Origin of the sequence: Streptosporangium sp. NPDC023963 (assembly GCF_040639135.1) — a bacterium.
Taxonomy (GTDB): Bacteria; Actinomycetota; Actinomycetes; order Streptosporangiales; family Streptosporangiaceae; genus Streptosporangium.
This window is the reverse complement of the sequence record NZ_JBEZZK010000004.1, coordinates 283680-302553: the sequence shown is the minus strand read 5'-3', so window position 1 is coordinate 302553 and position 18874 is coordinate 283680. Positions and strand designations below refer to the sequence as shown.

General features: G+C 70.3%; 16 protein-coding genes. 10 read left to right on the top strand and 6 right to left on the bottom strand.

Features of this window, described 5'->3' with window-relative positions; translation table 11 throughout:
* Window positions 1-118 precede the first annotated feature (118 nt).
* The 5 genes from AB0F88_RS15845 to AB0F88_RS15825 all read left to right on the top strand — a co-directional run bounded on the left by AB0F88_RS15845 (window position 119) and on the right by AB0F88_RS15825 (window position 6446).
* Complete coding sequence (locus tag AB0F88_RS15845) at window positions 119-901, top strand: HAD-IIA family hydrolase (RefSeq protein ID WP_362683307.1); 783 nt, start codon at window positions 119-121, stop codon at window positions 899-901.
* 114 nt (window positions 902-1015) lie between these two features.
* Window positions 1016-1648 (top strand): hypothetical protein, encoded by a 633-nt coding sequence (locus tag AB0F88_RS15840; RefSeq protein ID WP_362683304.1) that lies wholly within the window; start codon window positions 1016-1018, stop codon window positions 1646-1648.
* An 897-nt stretch (window positions 1649-2545) separates the two neighbouring features.
* Entirely contained in the window at window positions 2546-3217 is a 672-nt protein-coding gene (locus tag AB0F88_RS15835) for a sigma factor-like helix-turn-helix DNA-binding protein (RefSeq protein ID WP_362683301.1), read from the top strand.
* Complete coding sequence (locus AB0F88_RS15830; protein ID WP_362683298.1) at window positions 3214-4716, top strand: M48 family metalloprotease; 1503 nt, start codon at window positions 3214-3216, stop codon at window positions 4714-4716. The genes AB0F88_RS15835 and AB0F88_RS15830 overlap by 4 nt, the downstream gene beginning before the upstream one ends.
* 272 nt (window positions 4717-4988) lie before the next feature.
* On the top strand, window positions 4989-6446 hold the full coding sequence (locus tag AB0F88_RS15825; RefSeq protein ID WP_362683295.1) for a glycosyltransferase family 39 protein: 1458 nt from the start codon (window positions 4989-4991) through the stop codon (window positions 6444-6446).
* A 30-nt stretch (window positions 6447-6476) separates the two neighbouring features.
* Here the strand turns inward: AB0F88_RS15825 and AB0F88_RS15820 are convergent, their stop codons facing one another.
* Window positions 6477-6920 carry an NUDIX hydrolase gene (locus AB0F88_RS15820; RefSeq protein ID WP_362683292.1) on the bottom strand — a complete coding sequence of 148 codons (444 nt, stop codon included), beginning with the start codon at window positions 6918-6920 and terminating at the stop codon, window positions 6477-6479.
* Between the two features lie 198 nt (window positions 6921-7118).
* Window positions 7119-7541 (bottom strand): alternative ribosome rescue aminoacyl-tRNA hydrolase ArfB, encoded by a 423-nt coding sequence (gene arfB / locus AB0F88_RS15815; protein WP_362683289.1) that lies wholly within the window; start codon window positions 7539-7541, stop codon window positions 7119-7121.
* 249 nt (window positions 7542-7790) lie between these two features.
* Here arfB and AB0F88_RS15810 point away from each other — a divergent pair, with 249 nt between their 5' ends.
* From AB0F88_RS15810 to AB0F88_RS15800, 3 genes are all read left to right on the top strand, one after another.
* Entirely contained in the window at window positions 7791-8624 is an 834-nt protein-coding gene (locus AB0F88_RS15810) for a hypothetical protein (RefSeq protein ID WP_362683286.1), read from the top strand.
* Between the two features lie 209 nt (window positions 8625-8833).
* Complete coding sequence (locus tag AB0F88_RS15805; RefSeq protein WP_362683283.1) at window positions 8834-10381, top strand: alkaline phosphatase D family protein; 1548 nt, start codon at window positions 8834-8836, stop codon at window positions 10379-10381.
* A gap of 109 nt (window positions 10382-10490) precedes the next feature.
* Entirely contained in the window at window positions 10491-11030 is a 540-nt protein-coding gene (locus AB0F88_RS15800) for a hypothetical protein (protein WP_362683280.1), read from the top strand.
* Window positions 11031-11064: 34 nt separating this feature from the next.
* Here AB0F88_RS15800 and AB0F88_RS15795 read toward each other — a convergent pair whose 3' ends face one another.
* Together AB0F88_RS15795 and AB0F88_RS15790 are read right to left on the bottom strand one after the other, a co-directional pair.
* On the bottom strand, window positions 11065-12279 hold the full coding sequence (locus tag AB0F88_RS15795; RefSeq protein WP_362683277.1) for an ROK family transcriptional regulator: 1215 nt from the start codon (window positions 12277-12279) through the stop codon (window positions 11065-11067).
* A gap of 150 nt (window positions 12280-12429) precedes the next feature.
* Window positions 12430-13530 carry an amidohydrolase family protein gene (locus AB0F88_RS15790; RefSeq protein WP_362683274.1) on the bottom strand — a complete coding sequence of 367 codons (1101 nt, stop codon included), beginning with the start codon at window positions 13528-13530 and terminating at the stop codon, window positions 12430-12432.
* A gap of 92 nt (window positions 13531-13622) precedes the next feature.
* On the opposite strand from AB0F88_RS15790, the gene AB0F88_RS15785 reads away from it, so the two are divergent.
* The gene (locus tag AB0F88_RS15785) at window positions 13623-14363 is read left to right on the top strand and encodes a helix-turn-helix domain-containing protein (protein ID WP_362683271.1); all 741 of its coding nucleotides are present in this window, start codon (window positions 13623-13625) and stop codon (window positions 14361-14363) included.
* A gap of 81 nt (window positions 14364-14444) precedes the next feature.
* Here the strand turns inward: AB0F88_RS15785 and AB0F88_RS15780 are convergent, their stop codons facing one another.
* Complete coding sequence (locus AB0F88_RS15780) at window positions 14445-15866, bottom strand: FG-GAP repeat protein (protein ID WP_362683268.1); 1422 nt, start codon at window positions 15864-15866, stop codon at window positions 14445-14447.
* Window positions 15867-15961: 95 nt separating this feature from the next.
* Here AB0F88_RS15780 and AB0F88_RS15775 point away from each other — a divergent pair, with 95 nt between their 5' ends.
* Window positions 15962-17191 (top strand): cytochrome P450, encoded by a 1230-nt coding sequence (locus AB0F88_RS15775; protein WP_362683265.1) that lies wholly within the window; start codon window positions 15962-15964, stop codon window positions 17189-17191.
* Window positions 17192-17194: 3 nt separating this feature from the next.
* Here the strand turns inward: AB0F88_RS15775 and AB0F88_RS15770 are convergent, their stop codons facing one another.
* A complete protein-coding gene (locus AB0F88_RS15770) occupies window positions 17195-18622 on the bottom strand; it encodes an MFS transporter (protein ID WP_362683262.1) in 1428 nt (475 codons plus the stop codon).
* Window positions 18623-18874 lie beyond the last annotated feature (252 nt).

Genomic DNA, 18874 nt, shown 5'->3' with positions numbered 1-18874 from the left:
TGCGCCGGAGGTCCCGCGTGACCGGCCTTCCCGTGGATGTACGGGTCTGATGGCACATGACCGGACCGGTCCTGTCATCCTTGTTCCGGTAGGTACCCGGCGGGAACAGAGGAGAACGGTGGACGAGCGCAAGCCGATCGAGTGCTGGCTGTCGGACATGGACGGGGTCCTCGTCCACGAAGGACACCCGGTGCCCGGTGCCGATGAGTTCATCCGACGCCTGCGCGAGTCGGGCAAACGGTTCCTGGTGCTGACCAACAACTCGATATACACCCCGCGCGACCTGGCCGTACGGCTGCGCGCGGCCGGACTGGAGATCCCGCCGGAGTCGATCTGGACCTCCGCGCTGGCCACCGCCAGGTTCCTGGACGGCCAGCGCCCCGGCGGCTCGGCGTACGTGGTGGGGGAGGCGGGGCTGACCACCGCCCTGCACGAGATCGGCTACGTCCTGACCGACATCGCCCCCGACTACGTGGTCCTCGGCGAGACCCGCACGTACAGCTTCACCCAGATCACCCGGGCGATCCGGCTCATCGAGGGCGGCGCCCGGTTCATCGCCACCAACCCCGACCCGGTCGGCCCGTCGAACGAGGGGTCGCTGCCCGCCTGCGGCGCGGTCGCCGCGATGATCACCAAGGCGACCGGGGTGGAGCCCTACTTCGTGGGCAAGCCCAACCCGATGATGATGCGCAGCGCGCTGCGGGCCATCGACGGCCACAGCGAGAGCACCGCGATGATCGGTGACCGGATGGACACCGACATCGTCTCCGGCATGGAGGCCGGGCTGCACACGATCCTGGTGCTCAGCGGGGTCGTCAGCAGGGACCAGGTCGACCGCTACCCGTTCCGTCCCTCCATGGTGGTCGATTCGGTCGCCGACCTGATCGACCTGGTCGACTAGGGCGGGTCCCGCCCGGCCGGAAGCACCGCTCGAAGTCCCCGGCGGGACGTTCCCGGGTTCTCCCGGGGACATACCTGCCGTGGACTGTCAGGTACGGGTGCCATGCTGTCGCCCATGACGCGTGTTTACCTGGAGATCGGCCCGAAGAAGGTCTTCGCCTGCTCGGTGGAGTGGCCGGGATGGTGCCGGATCGGCGGATCCGAGGAGGCGGCGCTCGAGGCGCTGATGACGTACGCGCCGCGCTACCGGGTGGTCGCGGAGCGGGCCGGGCTCGCCTTCGAGCCGGGGGACCCGGTGGTGGTGGAGCGGGCCAAGGGCGGCACCACCACGGACTTCGGGGCCATCGAGGCGATTCCCTCGCTCGACGCGGAGCCGGTGGACGGGACCGAGGCGGGCCGCACCGTCGCGCTGCTGAGGGCGGCCTGGGAGCTCTTCGGCGAGACCACCGCCACCTCGCCGGAGGAGTTGCGCAAGGGCCCGCGCGGCGGCGGCAGGGACCGCGACAAGATGGCCGCCCACGTCGTCAACGCCGAGCGCGCGTACGCACGCAAGATCGGTGTCCGCCACAAGCCGATCCGCGAGCCCTCGGCCCTGGTGGCGATGCGCGCCGACCTCGTCGAGGTGCTGTCCCGGCCCTGCGACGGCCGTCCGCCGGTCCCCGGCGGCTGGCCCGCCCGCTACGCCGCCCGCCGGATCGCCTGGCACGTCGTCGACCACCTGTGGGAGATGGAGGATCGCCGCTCCTAGGCGTCGTCGTTCGCAACCTCGCCGGCAGGCGGCGACGCCTGCCGTACGGCCTCACCTCCACCTGCCCCCAGATCGACCCCGCCGGACTCGCCCGCGTCCTCATCGGCCTCCATCGGCCTCCATCGGCCTCCATCGGCCTCCGCCGGCCACGCGACGGCGACGCCGGCCGTCTCGACACGTGGATCGCCACCGCCCGCACGCTTTCGGCGCGCGACCTCGATCAGGACCGCGACGCCGTCCGCGATGCCGTCCGCGCGCCCTCGCCCTCGCCTTGCCGCAACGACCGGCCTCGCCCTGCCGCAACGACGGCACCGAAGGCGGGAACGCCGGGATCGAACGCGCCACGTGCCGGACGCGCGGCCGCGCAGGCTTCGCACTGCTCCGCCACCGCCGGAGGAGAGAGGAAGCCGAAAAACCGTGCGGTCCCTTGGTCTCCGCGAGGGCAAGGCTCGGCGAAGCCTTTTTCGATTATTATTAAAACTGGTTTCTGTAGTGGTAAAACCCCAATATCAGCATGAAACATCCGTTTTGTGAGTAAATGCCCACTCCTGGATCGGATGAAAAGGATCTTGATTCTCTGGTCAACGCTTTCGACGCTCGCGGGCTTTCCTTATGTGTAGGAAGTCGGCAGTCAGTCGCAAGGGTCTGTGGTGAAGGGAGTCTGACCATGTCGATGCTCGATCCGGTGGTGGTCGTAGCCGTCGTCGTGACGGTGAGGTTGGCGTTCTCGGCCCTGATGACGTTCAGTCGCGACCGGGTTCGCGCCCGGGTCATGGTGGAGGCCGTGAGGTCCTCCGCCGGACAGTGCGAGATCGAGGATCGCGGGGCCGGAGGCGGAGTTCTGTCGGTCCGTATGGGGGCCGCCTCGTCTCACGGTGCGGTCTCCGGAGCGGGCCGATGAGCGACGGTGGCGTACCTGCCGGAGACTTCGAGACCTTTCACAGGGCGACCTTCTCGAAAATGCTCGCCAGAGCCATGTTTTATGTCGGAAACATCCAGGACGCCGAAGACGCACTCCAGGAGGCCTACGTCACGGCCTGGAAGAGATGGGATCGAATCACCACCTTCTACGAAGCCGAAGGTCTGATTCTCCTGGTGCTGCGGCAGCGAGCGTGGAAGGGGCGTAAAGACGGGAAGGTCTCGTCCATCGACGAGTTGGATGGGATCGTGTCCAATCAGGCCACCGTCGAGGAAACCGTGTGGGTGCGTCATGTCCTCGACGAGCTGTCCCTCCTGCCTCACGGACAACGGGTGGTGATGGCGCTGCACTGCCTGCAGGGACACACCCAGGACGAGGTCGCGCAGAAGCTCGAGGGGAAACGCAACACGATCGCCGGCGCCGTGTACCTCGCCAGGCGCAAGCTGGCCCGAAGCCTGGGCATCGCCGAGTCGAAGCCGAACGAGAGCCTGGTCTCGGTGGTGCTCAGTGACGACGATCCCCTTCTCGTGGTGCTCGACATGGCCGAAAAGTGGCTGGCCGAGGCGATCGAAGCCGACGGGCGCGCGCTTGAGCACATGTGCGAACGGCTCGGTGCCGGCATGTCCACGGCGGAAGGCGGACGACCGTGATCCTCTTGCGAGCTCTGCTCTCCCTCTCGCTCCTCGCCGGGCTGTACGCGCTGTCCGGCCTGCTGGTCGTGGGCTATGTCTTCCTGCTCGTCATGACCGCTTATCCGGCGCTCTCCGGCTCGCGCACGATCGTGCCGGCCCTGATGACGCTGAGTTTTCTGCCGGTCGTGCTGGGCACCCTGCGCGCTGTCTTCTTCGTCGGCGTCTCGACGTCGCCACGCGAGCACGCCGTACGCGTCTCACCTGACGATGCGCCGGCACTCTGGGAGATGATCGGATCCCTCGCCGGGAAAGTCGGCACGGCGCCTCCCGAAGAGGTTTACCTGGACGGGCAGGCCAACGCCTCGGTGGAGGAGCAGACCCGGATGCTCGGGCTGGTGGGAGGGCGGCGACGCATCCACATCGGGGTCCCCCTCCTCATCGGCATGTCCGTTGACGAGTTCCAGGCCGTCCTCTGCCACGAGCTGGGACACTACGCGCACAGGCACACCCGGCTCACGGCGATCACCTATCGGTGTGGCCTCGCGCTCAGAAGAGTCCTCCAGGACCTTACCGACATGGTTCACAACAACCGCCTGACGAGGTTCTACGCCATTGTCGTCATCGGTATCGTCAGCGCGCTCGCGTTTCTGTACGGTGTGATCTCGTTCGGGGTGCGACGACGCCAGGAAATCGAGGCCGACGCCGCCATGGTGGAGGTCGTCGGGAAAGAGGTCGCCGGCCGGGCGCTTCGGATGTCGTACGCCCTGGGTGTTCTCTGGGCGGAGTTCCAAAATGATCACCTCGATCCGATGCGCAGGCGTAAGGGAATTCCCGAGGATGTGTTCGACGACTACAGGAGACTTCTCGACGCCCCCGATTCCCGGAGCAGGCTGGCCGAGCTGAGGGATAATCCGCCCGTCGAGAAAACCGAATGGCGGGACTCGCATCCGAGTTTGGTGAAACGCCTCAAGTGGATCGACCGATATCCCGACGGCCGGGAAGAGGTCGATCCGACGTCAGCGATGACCCTGCTCCTCGATCGGAACAACCTCCTCCAGGCCGTGCAGCGGCACCTGCGCAGTGATCGTCTGACATTGGTCGTCGACCGGAAATCCGGATCGATATCAGCGACGACCGCGATTACGATCGTTTTTGCGATCCTTGTCTGGGGATGGACTAATTTGGCTTCCCTGTCCGGCCCGGGGAGATCCTCGACGCCCCCGGTCGGCATGCCCGTCCATACGCAGCCCACGACCCTCACCCCTGTGCGGCCCTCGCCTTTCCCGCCTCCCTACCCGGATTCGTCATCCCTGCCGGGAGGCGGCGAACTGTATTGGAAAATTCCAGTCACGGAAGAGGGCAGCGTTCAGGATGTCGCCTGCTCCTATGCGACCAAGGTGTCGGATCTGATCGCGCTCAACCACCTCTCCCGATCCGACCGCCTCAGTGAAGGCCAGATCATCACCATCCCGAGAGTCCCGGACCTCGATGTCCTCGCCGAATGTCTTGATGACTAGGCGGTCCCTCAGGATCATCGGCTCCTCAGGATCGTCGGGCGGCCGGAGAGGATTCCGCGCGTGGAGGCGGGCAGGGAGGAACCGTCGACCGTGACGAGCAGGGGACGTCCCGGCAACGGTCCCGAACGTCATCGCGGGGCGCGGCGGCCCGGCCGGTCCGAACGCGACTGCCCGGCCGCCGGCTCCACGGCCCGTCCCGCTCTCCGGCGCGAGGGCCGGCTCCGTTGAACTGCCACGTCAGTCGCGTTCATGGTGTGAAATAGCGCGATGTGATGGGTGTTGCGGAAAAGGACGGGGTCCGGCCCCGTGAGCGGTCCCGCCTGCCGGAGGCGATACCGGCGGTGGCGGCGATGCTGGTCGGGCTCTGGGGCATCACCACGCCCTCGTTCTGGCGTGACGAGTCGGTCAGCACGCTGGCCGCCGCGATGCCCATCGGCGACCTGTGGCACCTGCTCGACAGCATCGACCGGGTGCACGCGCTCTACTACCTCATCCTCCGGCCGGTCGCCGCGTTCTCGACCGGCGAGCTGGCCATGCGCCTGCCCTCGGTCGTCGCCACGGCCGCCGCCGCGTACGGCATCGCGGTCCTGGGCAGGACGCTCGCCACTCCGGGAGCGGGCCTTCTCGCAGGACTGCTCTACGTCGCGCTGCCGATGGTGAGCCGGTACGCCCAGGAGGCGCGCAGCTACGCGATCGTGACGGCGGTGGCCGTCCTGGCCACCTGGGTGCTGGTCGAGGCGACGCGGCGGTCGGGCCGCCGGTGGTATCTGGCCTACGGGGCCTGCCTGGTGCTGCTCGGCTGGTTCCACGTCTACGCGCTGCTCCTGGTCCTCGCGCACGTGGGGACGGTGCTGTGGTGGCGTGTGTCGTCGCCGTCGCCGTCGCCGTCGCCGTCGCCGTCGCCGTTCCGGCCCGATGTGGCGTGGTTCGCCGGAGGGCTGGCCGTGGCCGTGGCCGGGATCGCCCCGCTCGCGTTCCTGGCGGCCGGTCAGCGCGAGGCGCAGCTGTCGTGGTTGAAGCCGTCGAAGCTCACCGACGTCGCCTGGTTCGGCGAGGAGGTGGCGGGCACCGTGGGGGTGGCGCTGCTCCTGGTCGCCCTCGTGCTTCTCGGGACGTTCGCCGATGGGCGGCTGACGGCGGTCGCGCTGCCCTGGGCGCTGCTGCCGTTCGTGTCCATGGCGATCTCCATCGTTCATCCCGTCTTCAACCCGAGATATGTGCTCTTCGCCGTCCCCGCGACGGCGCTGCTGGCGGGAGCGGGCCTGAGCGCCGTGCGACCCCGGGCCCTGGGCTGGATCGGGCTGGTCCTCGTCGCGGCGCTGACCGTCCCGACGCATCTGACGATCCGCGAGCCGGACAGGCGGCCCGACAACCTGCGCGACATGGCGGCCACGCTGCTGGCCAGGCAGCGCCCCGGCGACGCCGTGCTCTACGTGGGGGAGAACCGGCGCCTGTTCGCCGCCGTGTACGAGGACGCGTACCGGAACCTGCGCGACCTCACCCACGCTCCCGGCCGGCGCACGCCGAGGACCGCCGCGCAGCTCACGGCCGCCCTGGAAGGTGTCGAGCGCGTCTGGCTGGTCACCGGTGGCAGGAAGCACAAGAGCAGGGACTTCGTGGAGGACGACGAGCGCTACCTGGCCCTGATGGCCAACCGCGACTTCACCCTGGAATCCACCGATGACTTCGGTTACTCGTGGTTCGGCCTCTACGTCCGCAAGCGGCGCTGATCCCGGTCCCGGGCCTTCGGGCGCGGAGGGTCAGGCGATCAGGCCGGGCAGGCGGGTGGCGGCGTCGGCGAGGTAGGCGCCGAGCTCCGGGGGGACGATGTTGATGGCGGAGATCTCGGCCGGGTCGAGCGGGAGCCGCACCACCTCGTACTCGCCGCGGGCCGGGTCGTCGAACTCGGGGCCGCAGCGCAGCGCGGGGTCCATCGAGACCAGGCGGCAGCCGTAGACGTGCTGGGTCTTGACCCCCTCGTCGCGCAGGCACTCCAGGGTGGTCAGCGGGGTGACGCCGGAGACGACGGCGCCCAGCTCCTCCATGACCTCGCGGTGCAGGGTGTGCTCCAGGGAGGCGTCCTCGGGCTCGACGTGGCCGCCGGGAATGGACCAGTACAGCTCCTTGCCGGGAACCGTGCGCCGGAACACCACCAGCCGGTCGTCGTCGAGGAGGACGGCGCGGACACTCGGCACGGCAGACATGGGGCCATTGTGTCACCGCTGCTGTGTCACCGCTGCGGCGGCACGACCCGCATCCGGGCTCGGATCCGTGATTTTCGTACGGCACGGGCGACCCGCCACCCGGCGTGAAGCGGGCTCGCACCGGAAGTGGATCCTCGCTGTAAGCGCTGAGCGGGCTCGCACCGGAAGCGAACCCTCGCAACAAGCGGTGAGCGGGCTCTAGTGGTGGTCCCTGCGCAGCCGCTTGAGGTCGGAACGCTGCTTCTTGGCGGCGATCCGCCGCTCGACCGCGCCCCTGCTCGGCTTGGTCGGGCGGCGCTTCTTGGGCGGCGGGGCGATCGCCTCGCGCAGGATCTGGGCCAGGCGCATCTCCGCGGCCTCGCGGTTGCGCAGCTGGGAGCGGAACTCCGAGGCGGCGATGGTGATCACCCCGTTCACCAGGCGGGGGCCGAGGCGTTCGAGGGCGCGGGCCTTGAAGACGGGGCCCAGCGTCTCGGTGGCGGCCAGGTCGAAGCTGAGCTCGACCCGGCTGTCGGTGGTGTTGACCCCCTGGCCGCCGGGACCGGAGGAGCGGGAGAACCGCCAGCCGAGCTCGGCCTCGGGGACCGAGACCGAGCCGCTGATCTGGAGCGGACCGGGCATGGCGGTGACTTCCTTCTCACTGGGGTGTGCGGGTTTCCAGGGTACCGAGGAGCCATAAGCGTGGATCAAATGGTTTTATGCCCAGTTTGGTCCAGATTGAGGATTTTCGCGTCGTGGCCGGAGTCGTATCGGCCTTGTGGCGCGGGGTTCCCTTCCGCCACAGTTGCCCGGGGGGCACACATCTGCCCGAAGGCACATGTGGTCAAACATCCGCGATGGCAGGGCATCCGAAGCAGGAGGCGGGGGCGCATGGACACGATCGTCGGCGTGCACGGTATCGGCAAGTACCGCTACTACCGCGACGCGGGTAACTCGGTCGGCGGCGCCGCCCTCGCGATGCGCGACAAGTGGGACCGCTACCTGCACAAGGGCCTGACCGGCGGAAAACCGCACGCCAAGGAGCGCTACGTCACCGAGATCGCCTACTACGCCCACCTGCTGGGCGAGAGCAAGGACGACTCCGTACGCGCCGTGCGGAGCATGGACGTCGGCGCCCAGGAGGTCTTCGTCGCCTGGGCCAAGCAGCTCGACGCGGTGGGGGAGGGGCTGACCGGCGCCCTGCACCGGATGACCGGCTGGCTGCTGGACCGGCTGGAGGTCAACGCCGCCGACTTCGCCGCGTTCTTCTGCCCCGAGGTCGCCGCCTACCTGGCCGCCGGGGGTGAGACGCGCGCGAAGTGCCGGGCGGCCGTGGCCGAGGTGATCAGGCGGAACCGCCCCAAGGTGGTGATCGCGCACTCGCTGGGCAGCGTGGTGACGTACGAGACGCTCTGGGCCAACCCCGACCTGGAGGTCGACCTGCTGATCACCCTCGGCAGCCCGCTCGGCATGCGCAACGTGATCTTCGAGCGCCTGGTGCCCGCCCCGGTCAACGGCTGGGGCGAGCGTCCCCGCAAGGTCAAGAGGTGGGTCAACATCGCCGACAAGGACGACATCGCGGCGATCCCGCCGGGCCTGAGGGCCTGCTTCACCGGGGTGGACCAGGAGGCCCTGGTCGATCTCGACTGGATCGACTTCCACACCGTGGAGAAATACCTGGGCTGCGGCGCCCTCACCCCGCACCTCAAGCCCTACCTTGGCTGACCCCGCCGCGCCCGCCTCCCTGCCGCGCGGCCACCGGCGGGAGGCCGGTCCTTCGCCGTGCTGTCGCCCGGAGGTCGGCCGTTGTTCAATCACCCTGGGTAAGGCACTCGTCTGTGCGGCGGCTGTTCATCTCGCCTTGATTCGCAGGCCACGGCGAGGAAAGCTGGAACGGTTGCACTGATGGCGTGGAGCAGAAGCCGTCACGCAGAGTGTTCCTTTCCGTCGCCGCCGCGGGTGCGGGCGGCCTGTTGCTGACCGGGGCGGGGCTCGGCCCCTCCCGGATGCCCTCCCGGGCCCTCGCCCGTGACCCGTTCACCCTCGGCATCGCCTCCGGCGACCCGTCGCAGGACGGCGTCGTGCTGTGGACCAGGCTCGCCCTCGACCCGCTCGGCCCGAACGGCCGGGGTGGCATGCCGGTCAGGGACGTGGACGTCGAATGGCAGCTCGCCACCGACGAGCGGTTCTCCCAGGTGGTCCGCGAGGGCACCGAGAGCGCGCGCTGGAAGCGGGCGCACAGCGTCCACGCCGAGATCGACGGGCTGGAGCCCGGCCGGGAGTACTTCTACCGGTTCCGCGCCGAGGGCCACCTGTCGCCGACCGGCCGCACCCGTACGGCCCCGTCCGCTGTGTCCTCGTTGGCCGCGTCGTCCTCGCTGACCTTCGCCGTCGCCGCCTGCGCCCACTACGAGCACGGCTTCTACACGGCGTACCGCAGGCTGGCCGAGCAGGACCCGGAGCTGGTCGTGCACCTGGGCGACTACATGTACGAGTACGGCCCCCAGGGGTACACCGCGCTGGGCGGCAGCGTCCGGCAGCACACCTGGGGCAAGTGCGCCACGCTGGCCGACTACCGGATGCGCCACGCGCAGTACAAGAGCGACCCCGACCTGCAGGCGGCGCACGCGGTCGCGCCGTGGCTGGTGGCCTTCGACGACCACGAGATCGAGAACAACTGGGCGGGGGATGTCTCCAGCTCCGGCGCCCCGGCGTTCGCCCGGCGCAGGGCCAACGCCTTCCAGGCGTACTACGAGAACATGCCGCTGCGCAGGACGAGCGTGCCCGGCGGGGCGTCGATGCGGGTGCACCGCAGGGTCGACTGGGGGCCGCTGGCCCGTTTCCACCTGCTCGACACCCGGCAGTTCCGCGACGACCAGGCGTGCGAGGACGGGCTCAGGTCCGGCTGCGACGACCGGCTCGCGACCGGCCGCACCCTGCTCGGCGAGGACCAGCGGCGCTGGCTGCTGGACGGCCTCGCGAGCTCGGACGCCCACTGGAACCTGGTCGGCCAGCAGATCCTGATGGCCCAGCGCGACTCCAAGGTCGGGCCGGGGACCGAGGTCAACATGGACTCCTGGGACGGCTACGCCGCCGAGCGCACCCGCCTGCTGACCGGTTTCCGCGACTCGGGCGCCTCCAACCCGGTCGTGCTGACCGGCGACGCGCACATGCACCACGCGGCGGACCTGAGGCTCGACTTCGACGACCCCGACTCGCCCCGCGTGGCGGTGGAACTCGTCACCTCCTCGATCGCCAGCGACGGCGACGGCTACCGGGACGAGGGCCGGATCGCCGAGACGGTCGCGGAGAACCCGCACATCTCCTATCTCGACCAGCGGCGCGGCTACATCGTCTGCCGGGTCACCCAGGAGGAGTTGCGCGCGGACTTCCGCACGCTCGACTACATCAGCAGGCGCGGCGCCCCCGCCAAGACCGGCGCCCGGTTCACCGTGCCGTCAGGCCACGCGGCCCTGACCTGAAAACGAGTCGCCCGGGCACGCGATCCTGACCTGAAACGTCCCGTCGGACAGGCGGCCCTGACCTGAAACGTGAGAGGAATTCTGGAAGATTTATTGGATGATGCCGCTTATGAGTCCCCTCGCCACGAGGCTCACCGCCGCGGCACTCGCCGCGGCGCTGGGCGGTACCCTCCTCTCCCCGACCCCTGCGACAGCCGCCGGATCCGCCTTATCCGCTTCATCCGCCGCACCCGCGGTCGCGCCCGCCGCCGCGGCGTCCTCCGACTTCGGGTACGTGATCACCTTCCCCAAGCACGTCCACCGGGGCGGATCCCTCGTCTACTCCGTCAAGGTCCGCAACAGGAAGGCCCGCGGCCAGCACTACGTGGCGCTCGTCGGGGACTTCTCGAAACGCTTCCGCAAGATCCGGGTGATCTCCAAGCCGCGCAGCGTCAAATGCTCCGTCAAGGGCCGCAGCCTGTCCTGCTGGATCACCTCTCTCGACCGGGGTGACTCGACGACCGTGCGGATCCGGGCCTGGGCCGGCTCGCGCCGGGGCACCGCCACCGCCACGTTCGGCGTGATCGTCACGTCCGACGCCGACGCCGACATCCGCAAGCTCCGCAAGGAGATCGGCCGCAAGATCAAGGCCAGCACGCGCATCCGCTGACCGGGCCCCGCCCCCTGTCCCGGGAGCCCGGGGATCAGATCCCGGCCCGGTTCCGGGGGCGCGGGGAGAGACCGTTCGGCCTCGCGACCGGGTTCGCCTGCAGGAGATCCTCGATCACGAGGGTGGCGGCGCCCAGCGCCACCGAGTCGACGCCGAGGCGGCCCAGGCCGATGGAGACCGTCTTGTACGGCTGCGCCAGGCAGTTGTCCGCGACGACCTTCCTGATCCTCGTCAGCAGGTGCTCGCCGAGCAGCACGCCGGCCCAGCCGCCGATGATGATCCGCTCGGGGTTGAACAGGTTGATCAGGTTGGCCAGCCCCACGCCCAGGTAGGTGACGGTCTCGTCGATGACCGGGGAGCCCGCGGCCACCAGCGCGGCCAGCTCGGCCTGCTCGTCGACGGCCTCCGTCCAGACCCCGGCACGTTCCAGGATGCCCCTGGCCCCCACGTACGCCTCCAGGCAGCCCTCCCCGCCGCAGCGGCACCGGTGCCCGCCGATCATGATCTTCGTGTGGCCCCACTCGCCGGCGCTGCTGTTGGCCCCCAAATAGGTGGCTCCGTCGGTGATGATGCTCGCCCCGACCCCCGAGCCGATCAGCACCACCACGGCGTGCCTGGCCCTGCGCCCGACGCCGAACCACAACTCGGCCTGTCCCATCGACGTGGCGCCGTTGTCCACGAAGAGCGGCAGGTCGGTGCCCGCCCGCAGCAGCCTGCCGAGCGGGACCGCGTCCCACCCGAAGGTCGGGGCGTGGATCAGGGCGTCGGGCCCCGTCTCGACGACTCCCGGAACCCCCACCCCCACGCCGAGCACCCGCTCCCTGGGCACGCCGCTCTCGCCGAGGACCACGTCGATGCCCGCGAGGATGTGGCGGACGACCTGATCGACGTCGTGCCCGGCCGGGCGCAGCGGATACTCGGCCCTGGCCTGCCGGTTCATGTCCAGGTCGAAGAGTTCGACGCGCACGTGCGTCTCGCCGACGTCGACGCCGACGGCGTAGCCGTGGGTGGTGTTGACCCGCAGCAGCACCCGGGGCCTGCCCCCGTCGGAGTCCGCCAGACCGGCCTCGACGATGATCCCGCTCGCGAGCAGGTCTCCCGTCACGTTGCTCACGGTGGCGGGGCTGAGCCCGATGGTCTCGCTGAGCTCCTGGCGGCTGGCGGGCCCCTCGAAGTAGAGGGCGCGCAGCACGATCGCCCGATTCCCCCGGCGCAGATCGCGGACGGTCCTCTGCTGTGCGTCGAACATGCCCATCATCTTAGGTAGCGGCGTGAATCAAGCGGCCGACATCCTTCTCCCGCCTCCTCCCGCCGGTGGCGGCTCATGTCGATCAGGCCGGTCCGAGCCTCTCCCCGCGCACCTCGGCCGGTCGTCGTGATCAGCGGCCGGTCGTCGTGGTCAGCGGCCGGTCGAGGCGGACCGCCGAGCCGGGCCGTGCTCGCCGCGCGCCGTGACCGCCCTGACGTGCCCGGTCAGTTTCTCCCAGTTGCCGGACCCGATCGCGGCCTTCTCCTCGTGGGTGAAGGGGGCCTGCTCGAGGAACGAGCGGGCGACCCCGCCGGCCGTGTCGAGGAAGGGGAATCCGCCGGGCCGGGTCCCGAAGGTGTAGGGGTAGTCGGTCGAGTACATCATGCGCTCGGTCCCGACGACCTCCGACGTCCACCTCATGTAGCGCTCGCTGACCGTCCCGCTGCCGCATACCCAGAAGTTCCGCGTGAAGTAGTCGGCGAGCGGGCGCTCCAGCTTGGCGTTGTGCGCCATGACCCCGGTGTGGTCGAGGTAGAACAGGACGACCTCGCCCCAGTGCCCCGCGATCACCTGCAATCCGGGATGCCGGTCGAAGACGCCGGAGAAGATCATCCGTAGATACTGGACACCCAGGTCGTAGTACCAGCCCAGGCCCGCCGTCGCGAGCCCCATCCCGGTACCGCGGGCCGGCCCGTCCCCGTCGTCGAAGCCCGAGTAGTAGGCCTTGAGCACCTCGGGGACCGGAGTCTGGGGATGGAAGTGCAGCGGCACCCGGAGGCGCTCGGCCGTGGCGTACAGGTCGTCGAACTCCGGGGCGTCGGCCAGTTTGTCCCCCGTGCGGCCGTACAGCATCGCACCGGGGAGGCCGAGCCGGGTCACCGCGCGTTCCAGCTCGGCCGCGGCGGCCTCGGGCGCCGCGGTGGGGATGGCCGCGAAGGCCTGGAACCGGTCGGGCCGCCCGGTGACGATCTCGGCCAGCGTGTCGTTGACCTCTCGGGCCACGCCGACGGCGTCCTCGGGCGCGAGGTTCTGCACGCCCGGCGAGGCCAGGGACAGGACCGCGACATCGATGCCCTGGTCGTCCATGTCGGCGAGACGCGCCTCCCCGACGTCCCGCAGCCGCCGCGCGAAGGGCTCGTCGCCGAAGCCGAGCTGCGGGATTCGCGGCACACCCGCCCTGGCCCACGCGTCGAGCAGCGAGGGCAGGACGACGTGTTCCTCAAGTGCCACGATCTTTATCTTGTCCGGCATTCCGCGCCTCTTCACCTGTTGTTTCCATTGGAATCACTATCACCGTATCACTGAAATTATCGATGGAACCATCAGTGCGGTATCGTTGGAAAATGGCATCGAGTTCACAAGGCGAGGACGACGGGTCCGACACCGCGGCCCTGGGCCGCGAGCAGCTCCGGCAGCGGATCATCGAGGCCGCCGCCGGCCTGCTGGCGCGCGAGGGGCGCGACGCGGTCACCACCCGCGCGGTCGCGGTCGCGGCGGGAGTGCAACCACCGGCCATCTACCGCCTCTTCGGCGACAAGGACGGGCTGCTCGACGCGGTGGCCGAGCACGGCTTCGCCGCGTTTCTCAAGACCAAGCACGTCGATCCGGAGCCGCGTCATCCCGTCGAGGACCTGAGGGCCGGCTGGGACCTGGCGGTCGAGTTCGGCCTGGCCAATCCCGCGCTGTACACGCTGATGTACAGCGAGCCCGCGAAAGAGACGTCGGCCGCCTTCAAGGCCGGCATGGAGATCCTGATGGGCCGTATCCGGCGTCTCGCCGTCGGCGGCTGGCTCCGCGTCGACGAGGAACTCGCGGTCACGCTCATCCACGCCACGGCGCGCGGTGCCGTGCTCACCTGGCTGACCCTGCCCGAAGACCGGCGCGACCCGGCCCTGCTGACCACTCTCCGGGAATCCATGATCGCCGCCGTGACCACCCGGGAGCCCGCCGTGCGGGACCCGGGCCCGGCCGGCGCGGCCCGCGCCCTGCGCGCCGCGCTGCCCGAACAGACGATCCTCAGCGGCGCGGAACAGCGTCTGCTGACCGAGTGGCTGGACCGCCTCGCCGCCGTCCAGGCGAGGTAGCCCGGGTCGTCCGGGACGTGGAGGTCCCGCCACCGCGGGCCTCCGCCGTCGCGGGCCTCTGTCGCCGGGAGTCGCGGGCCTCTACCGCCGGGAGGACGGGCCCGCGAAGGTGTAGCCGAACAGGGTGTCGCCGGGAGCGCTGTCCAGGGTTCTCGCCGTCGACGGGCGGACGCCCGGGTAGGAGCCCTTCCGCACGGTCCCGCGCAGCAGGGTGAGCCTGCCGTCGCCCGGGGCGGCGACGACCAGGCCGCGGCCCGCGACCGCGGCCAGGGCCCCGCCGAAATCGCCGCCCTTCCCGGTGACCAGCAGGTTGTGGTTCTTGGTGAGGCCGCCGGAGCGGGTTCCCGCGAGCACCTGGACGGCGTTCTCGCCCGGCACCCCGATCGCCAGCTCGTCGTCGCCGTCGCCGTTGAGGTCCCCGGCCGCGAGGGCGGCGCCGAAGCGGTCGAAGTAGCGCGGCTCCCCCTTCAGGGAGCGCTGCGACCAGGACTCGGAGCCCGCCGTGCGCAGCCCCGAGCCGGAGCCGTAGACGACGTGCACGGTGCCGTCGCCGTAGTCCATCGCCCGCTGGTTGTCGCTGAGCCCCTCGCCCGGCACGCCGATCGCCAGGTCGTCGCGGCCGTCGGCGTCGAAGTCGCCGGTGGTCAGGGCGGTGCCGAAGAAGTCCCAGACCTCGGCGAGGCCGCCGATCCCGGGGGTGTCCTGGGTGAGCGCGGTCGCCCTGCGGCGCCGGAGGTCGAGGACGGTGACCGAGCCCTGACCGTTCTTCAGCAGCGTGTCCGCGGGCGCGCCCACGGCGATCTCGGCCCGGCCGTTCCCGTCGAAGTCCCCGGTGGCGAGCACCGCGCCGAACTGGTCGGTCTCCCGCTCGCGCTGCCCCACCCAGCCGGTCTCCTGCGTGATCATGTACGGCTTACGCCCCTTGAGCCCGTACACCCCGACCGCGCCGCCGCCCAGCCCGGGAGCGCCGATCACCAGCTCGTCGTCGCCGTCGCCGTCCAGGTCCCCCGCGGCGAGCGCGGCGCCGAACCGCCCAGGCTCGCGCTTACGGCCCAGGTCCCCGGCGTCGATCAGCTCGCCGGGCCGCAGGCCGCCGGGTGAGCCGTGGAACAGCTGCACGGCGCCGTCGCCGTCCTCTCCCGGCCGGGAGCGGTCCTCCTCGGAGACGCCCACGGCCAGGTCGGCGCAGCGGTCGCCGTCGAAGTCGCCGGTCGCCAGCGCCGAGCCGAACGAGTCGCCGGTCTCGGCCTCGCCGGGCACCCCGGGGTCGTCCTGGGTCAGCTTCCCGGCGGTGCGCATGCCGTACAGCACGGTGACCGCCCCCGCGCGGGCGTGGCCGCCGGTGCGGGTGTAGGGAGCGGCGACCGCGAGATCGGCCCGACCGTCGCCGTCGAGGTCGGAGGGGACGCCGGAGCACGCGGCGGCCGAGGCGTGGGCCGGGAAGGGGGAGGCGGGGACCAGCAGGAACGCGAGGACCGCGGAGGTGAGGAGCGAGGCTCTCATACCTGTCATGGTTTCCGGTGATTCGGACACGTGGCCCACCGGGACATGAAATCCGCGTGGCCGGTACGCATAAAGAGCATGCCAGGATTGACGGCATGGAAATCGACCTGGCCGACCTGGGATTCTGGCGGCGGCCGCTCAAGGAGCGGCATGAGGCGTTCGCGCGGCTTCGGGATCTCGACAAGCCGGTGTTCTTCGAGGAGAAGCGGGTCCCGCTGCTCCGCTCGGGCAAGGGTTTCTACGCGCTGGTCCGGCACGCCGACGTGGTGGAGGCCAGCCGCAACGCCAAGGTGTTCTCCAGCGAGCCCGGCGTGACCAGTCCCGAGCCGCCCGGCTGGGTCAAACACGTGTTCGGCGAGTCCATGGTCAACATGGACGACCCCCGGCACGCCCGGCTGCGCCGCATCGTCTCCCGCGCGTTCAGCCCGAAGATGCTGGCCAACCTGCAGGGCGACATCGACGCAGCCTGCGCGCGGATCGTCGACGACGTGATCGCCTCGGGGCCCGGCGACTTCGTCGGCCAGGTGGCCGCCAAGCTGCCCATCCACGTCATCTGCGACATGATGGGCGTCCCCGACGACGTGCGGGCCAAGGTCCACCAGCACGTCGACATCTCCACCGCCTACTCCGGCGTGCGGCCCAGCCTGGCGCACACCGTCAGGATGGCCGCCCAGAACACGCTCGCGCTGCTCGCCCTGCAGCGCCTGGTGATCAACCTGGGCAAGGATCGCGCGCGGGAGCCGCAGGGCGACCTCGTCTCGGCGCTCGTCACCGCCAACGTCGACGGCGAGCGGCTGACCGACCGCGAGCTGGGGTCGTTCTTCACGCTGCTGCTCGTGGCGGGCAACGAGACGGCCCGCAACACCATGGCGCACGGCATCAAGCTGCTGACCGACCACCCCGAGCAGCGGAGCCTGCTGGCCGGCGACTTCGACGCGCACATCGGCGGCGCGATCGAGGAGATGGTCCGCCACGTCTCGCCCATCATGCAGTTCCGCCGTACCGTCACCGAGGACTACGACCTGCGCGGCCTGCAGCTGAAGGCGGGCGACAAGGTCGTGCTCTTCTACGGCTCGGCCAACCGCGACGAGACGGTCTTCCCCGACGCCGACCGGTTCGACATCACCCGCGACACCAAGCCCCACGTGGGCTTCGGCGGCCCCGGGCCGCACTTCTGCCTGGGCGCCAACCTGGCCAGGCAGGAGATCAAGGCGATGTTCCGCGCGCTGTTCACCCGGCTGCCGGAGATCCGCTCGGTCGGCGAGCCCGAGCTGCTGGTGTCCAACTTCGACAACAGCGTCCGGAGCCAGGCGTTCACCTTCTGAGGTTCACTTGCCCGGCTGGGGGGCCGTCACCGGGCAGCCCAGCTTCGTCTCCTCCTGGATCAGCACGTTCTCCCGGATGGTGAGGAAGGTGATCAGGGCGGCGACGCCCAGCATCGCCGCGCTGATCAGCATCGTCGTGTGGAATCCGGCGGTGAAGATCTCGGGGGAGTCGAAGGCGTCGCCGGTCAGCCCGGCCAGCGGGGGGATCGCGGCCACCGCGAGCAGCCCGCCGGTCCTGGCGACGGCGTTGTTGACGCCGCTGGCCACCCCCGCGTGGCGCTCGGCGGCGGTGGCCAGCACCGTCGCGGTGAGCGGCGCGACCGCCGCCGACAGGCCCAGCCCGAACAGGGTCGCCGGAAGCAGCACGTCCACCACGTACGACGAGCCGGGGCCGATCCGCGACATCAGCAGCAGGGCCCCGGCACAGAGCAGGATGCCGCCCGTCATCGGCAGCCGGGGCCCGAGGCGCTTGGCCAGCTCGCCCGCGCGCGACGACAGCAGCAACATCAGGATCGTCACCGGGATCATCGAGGTCCCCGCCACCACCGGGGAGAAGCCCGCCGACACCTGCAGCTGGACGACCAGGAGGAAGAACACCACGCCCATCGCGGCGTACATGATGAAGGTGACGACGTTGACCGCGGTGAACACCCTCGAGGAGAAGACCTCGACCGGTACGAGCGCCTCGGGCGAGCGCCTGATCTCCAGCCAGACGAACGCGGTGCCCAGCAGCACGCCCGCCGCGACCGGGACGATCTCCAGGTCGATCAGGCCGTAGGTGATCCCGGCCAGCGCCAGCGCCGCCAGCACCGCGCCCAGGACGTCGAACCGGCCGCCTGCCGAGGCGTTCCTGCTCTCCGGGACGTGCCGTACGGCGACCGCCACGACGAGCGCCGCGAGCGGCAGGTTGATCAGGAACACCCAGCGCCATCCGGCCGTCTCCACCAGCCACCCGCCGAGCAGCGGGCCGATGGCCGCGGCCACCCCGCCCAGGCCCGACCACGCCCCGATCGCCCTGGGCCGGTCCCCGCGGTCGAAGGAGGCCTGGATGATGGCGAGGGATCCCGGGGTGAGCAGCGCACCGCCGATGCCCTGCAGGGCGCGGGCCGCGATCAGCGTCTCCACGTTGGGCGCCAGGCCGCACAGGGCCGACGCGACGGCGAACCAGACGACGCCGACCAGGAAGATTTTGCGCCTGCCGTACCGGTCCCCGAGTGATCCGCCGAGCAGGATCAGGCCCGCCAGGGTGAGGGTGTAGGCGTTGACCGTCCACTGCAGGCCGGCCATGTCGGCGCCGAGATCGGCGCCGAGCGAGGGCAGGGCCACATTGACGACCGTGCCGTCCAGCATGGCCATGCCGGAGCCGAGCACGGTGGTGAGGAGAACCCAGCGGCCCTTCGCGGAGGCGAAACGGATGTGACCATTGTCCATGCCGTTCATCATCGCCGACCGCGCGTACTGGCCTGACCGGTGTCAGAGCCCCCGTGATCGCCTCCGGAGGCGATCACGCGAGCGGCCCGGGAAGGATCTCGCCGGTAATCCCGTGGGCGTTTTCGGAAATGGGGACGGAGGATCCGGGCAGGGCTCCGGAGGATCAGGGGAGTGACCTCGGCGGTACGGCCGGAAGCGTCGCGCGCCTCTGGTAGGACAGTCGTGACACAGCCGAGCCTGACGGGGAGCCTC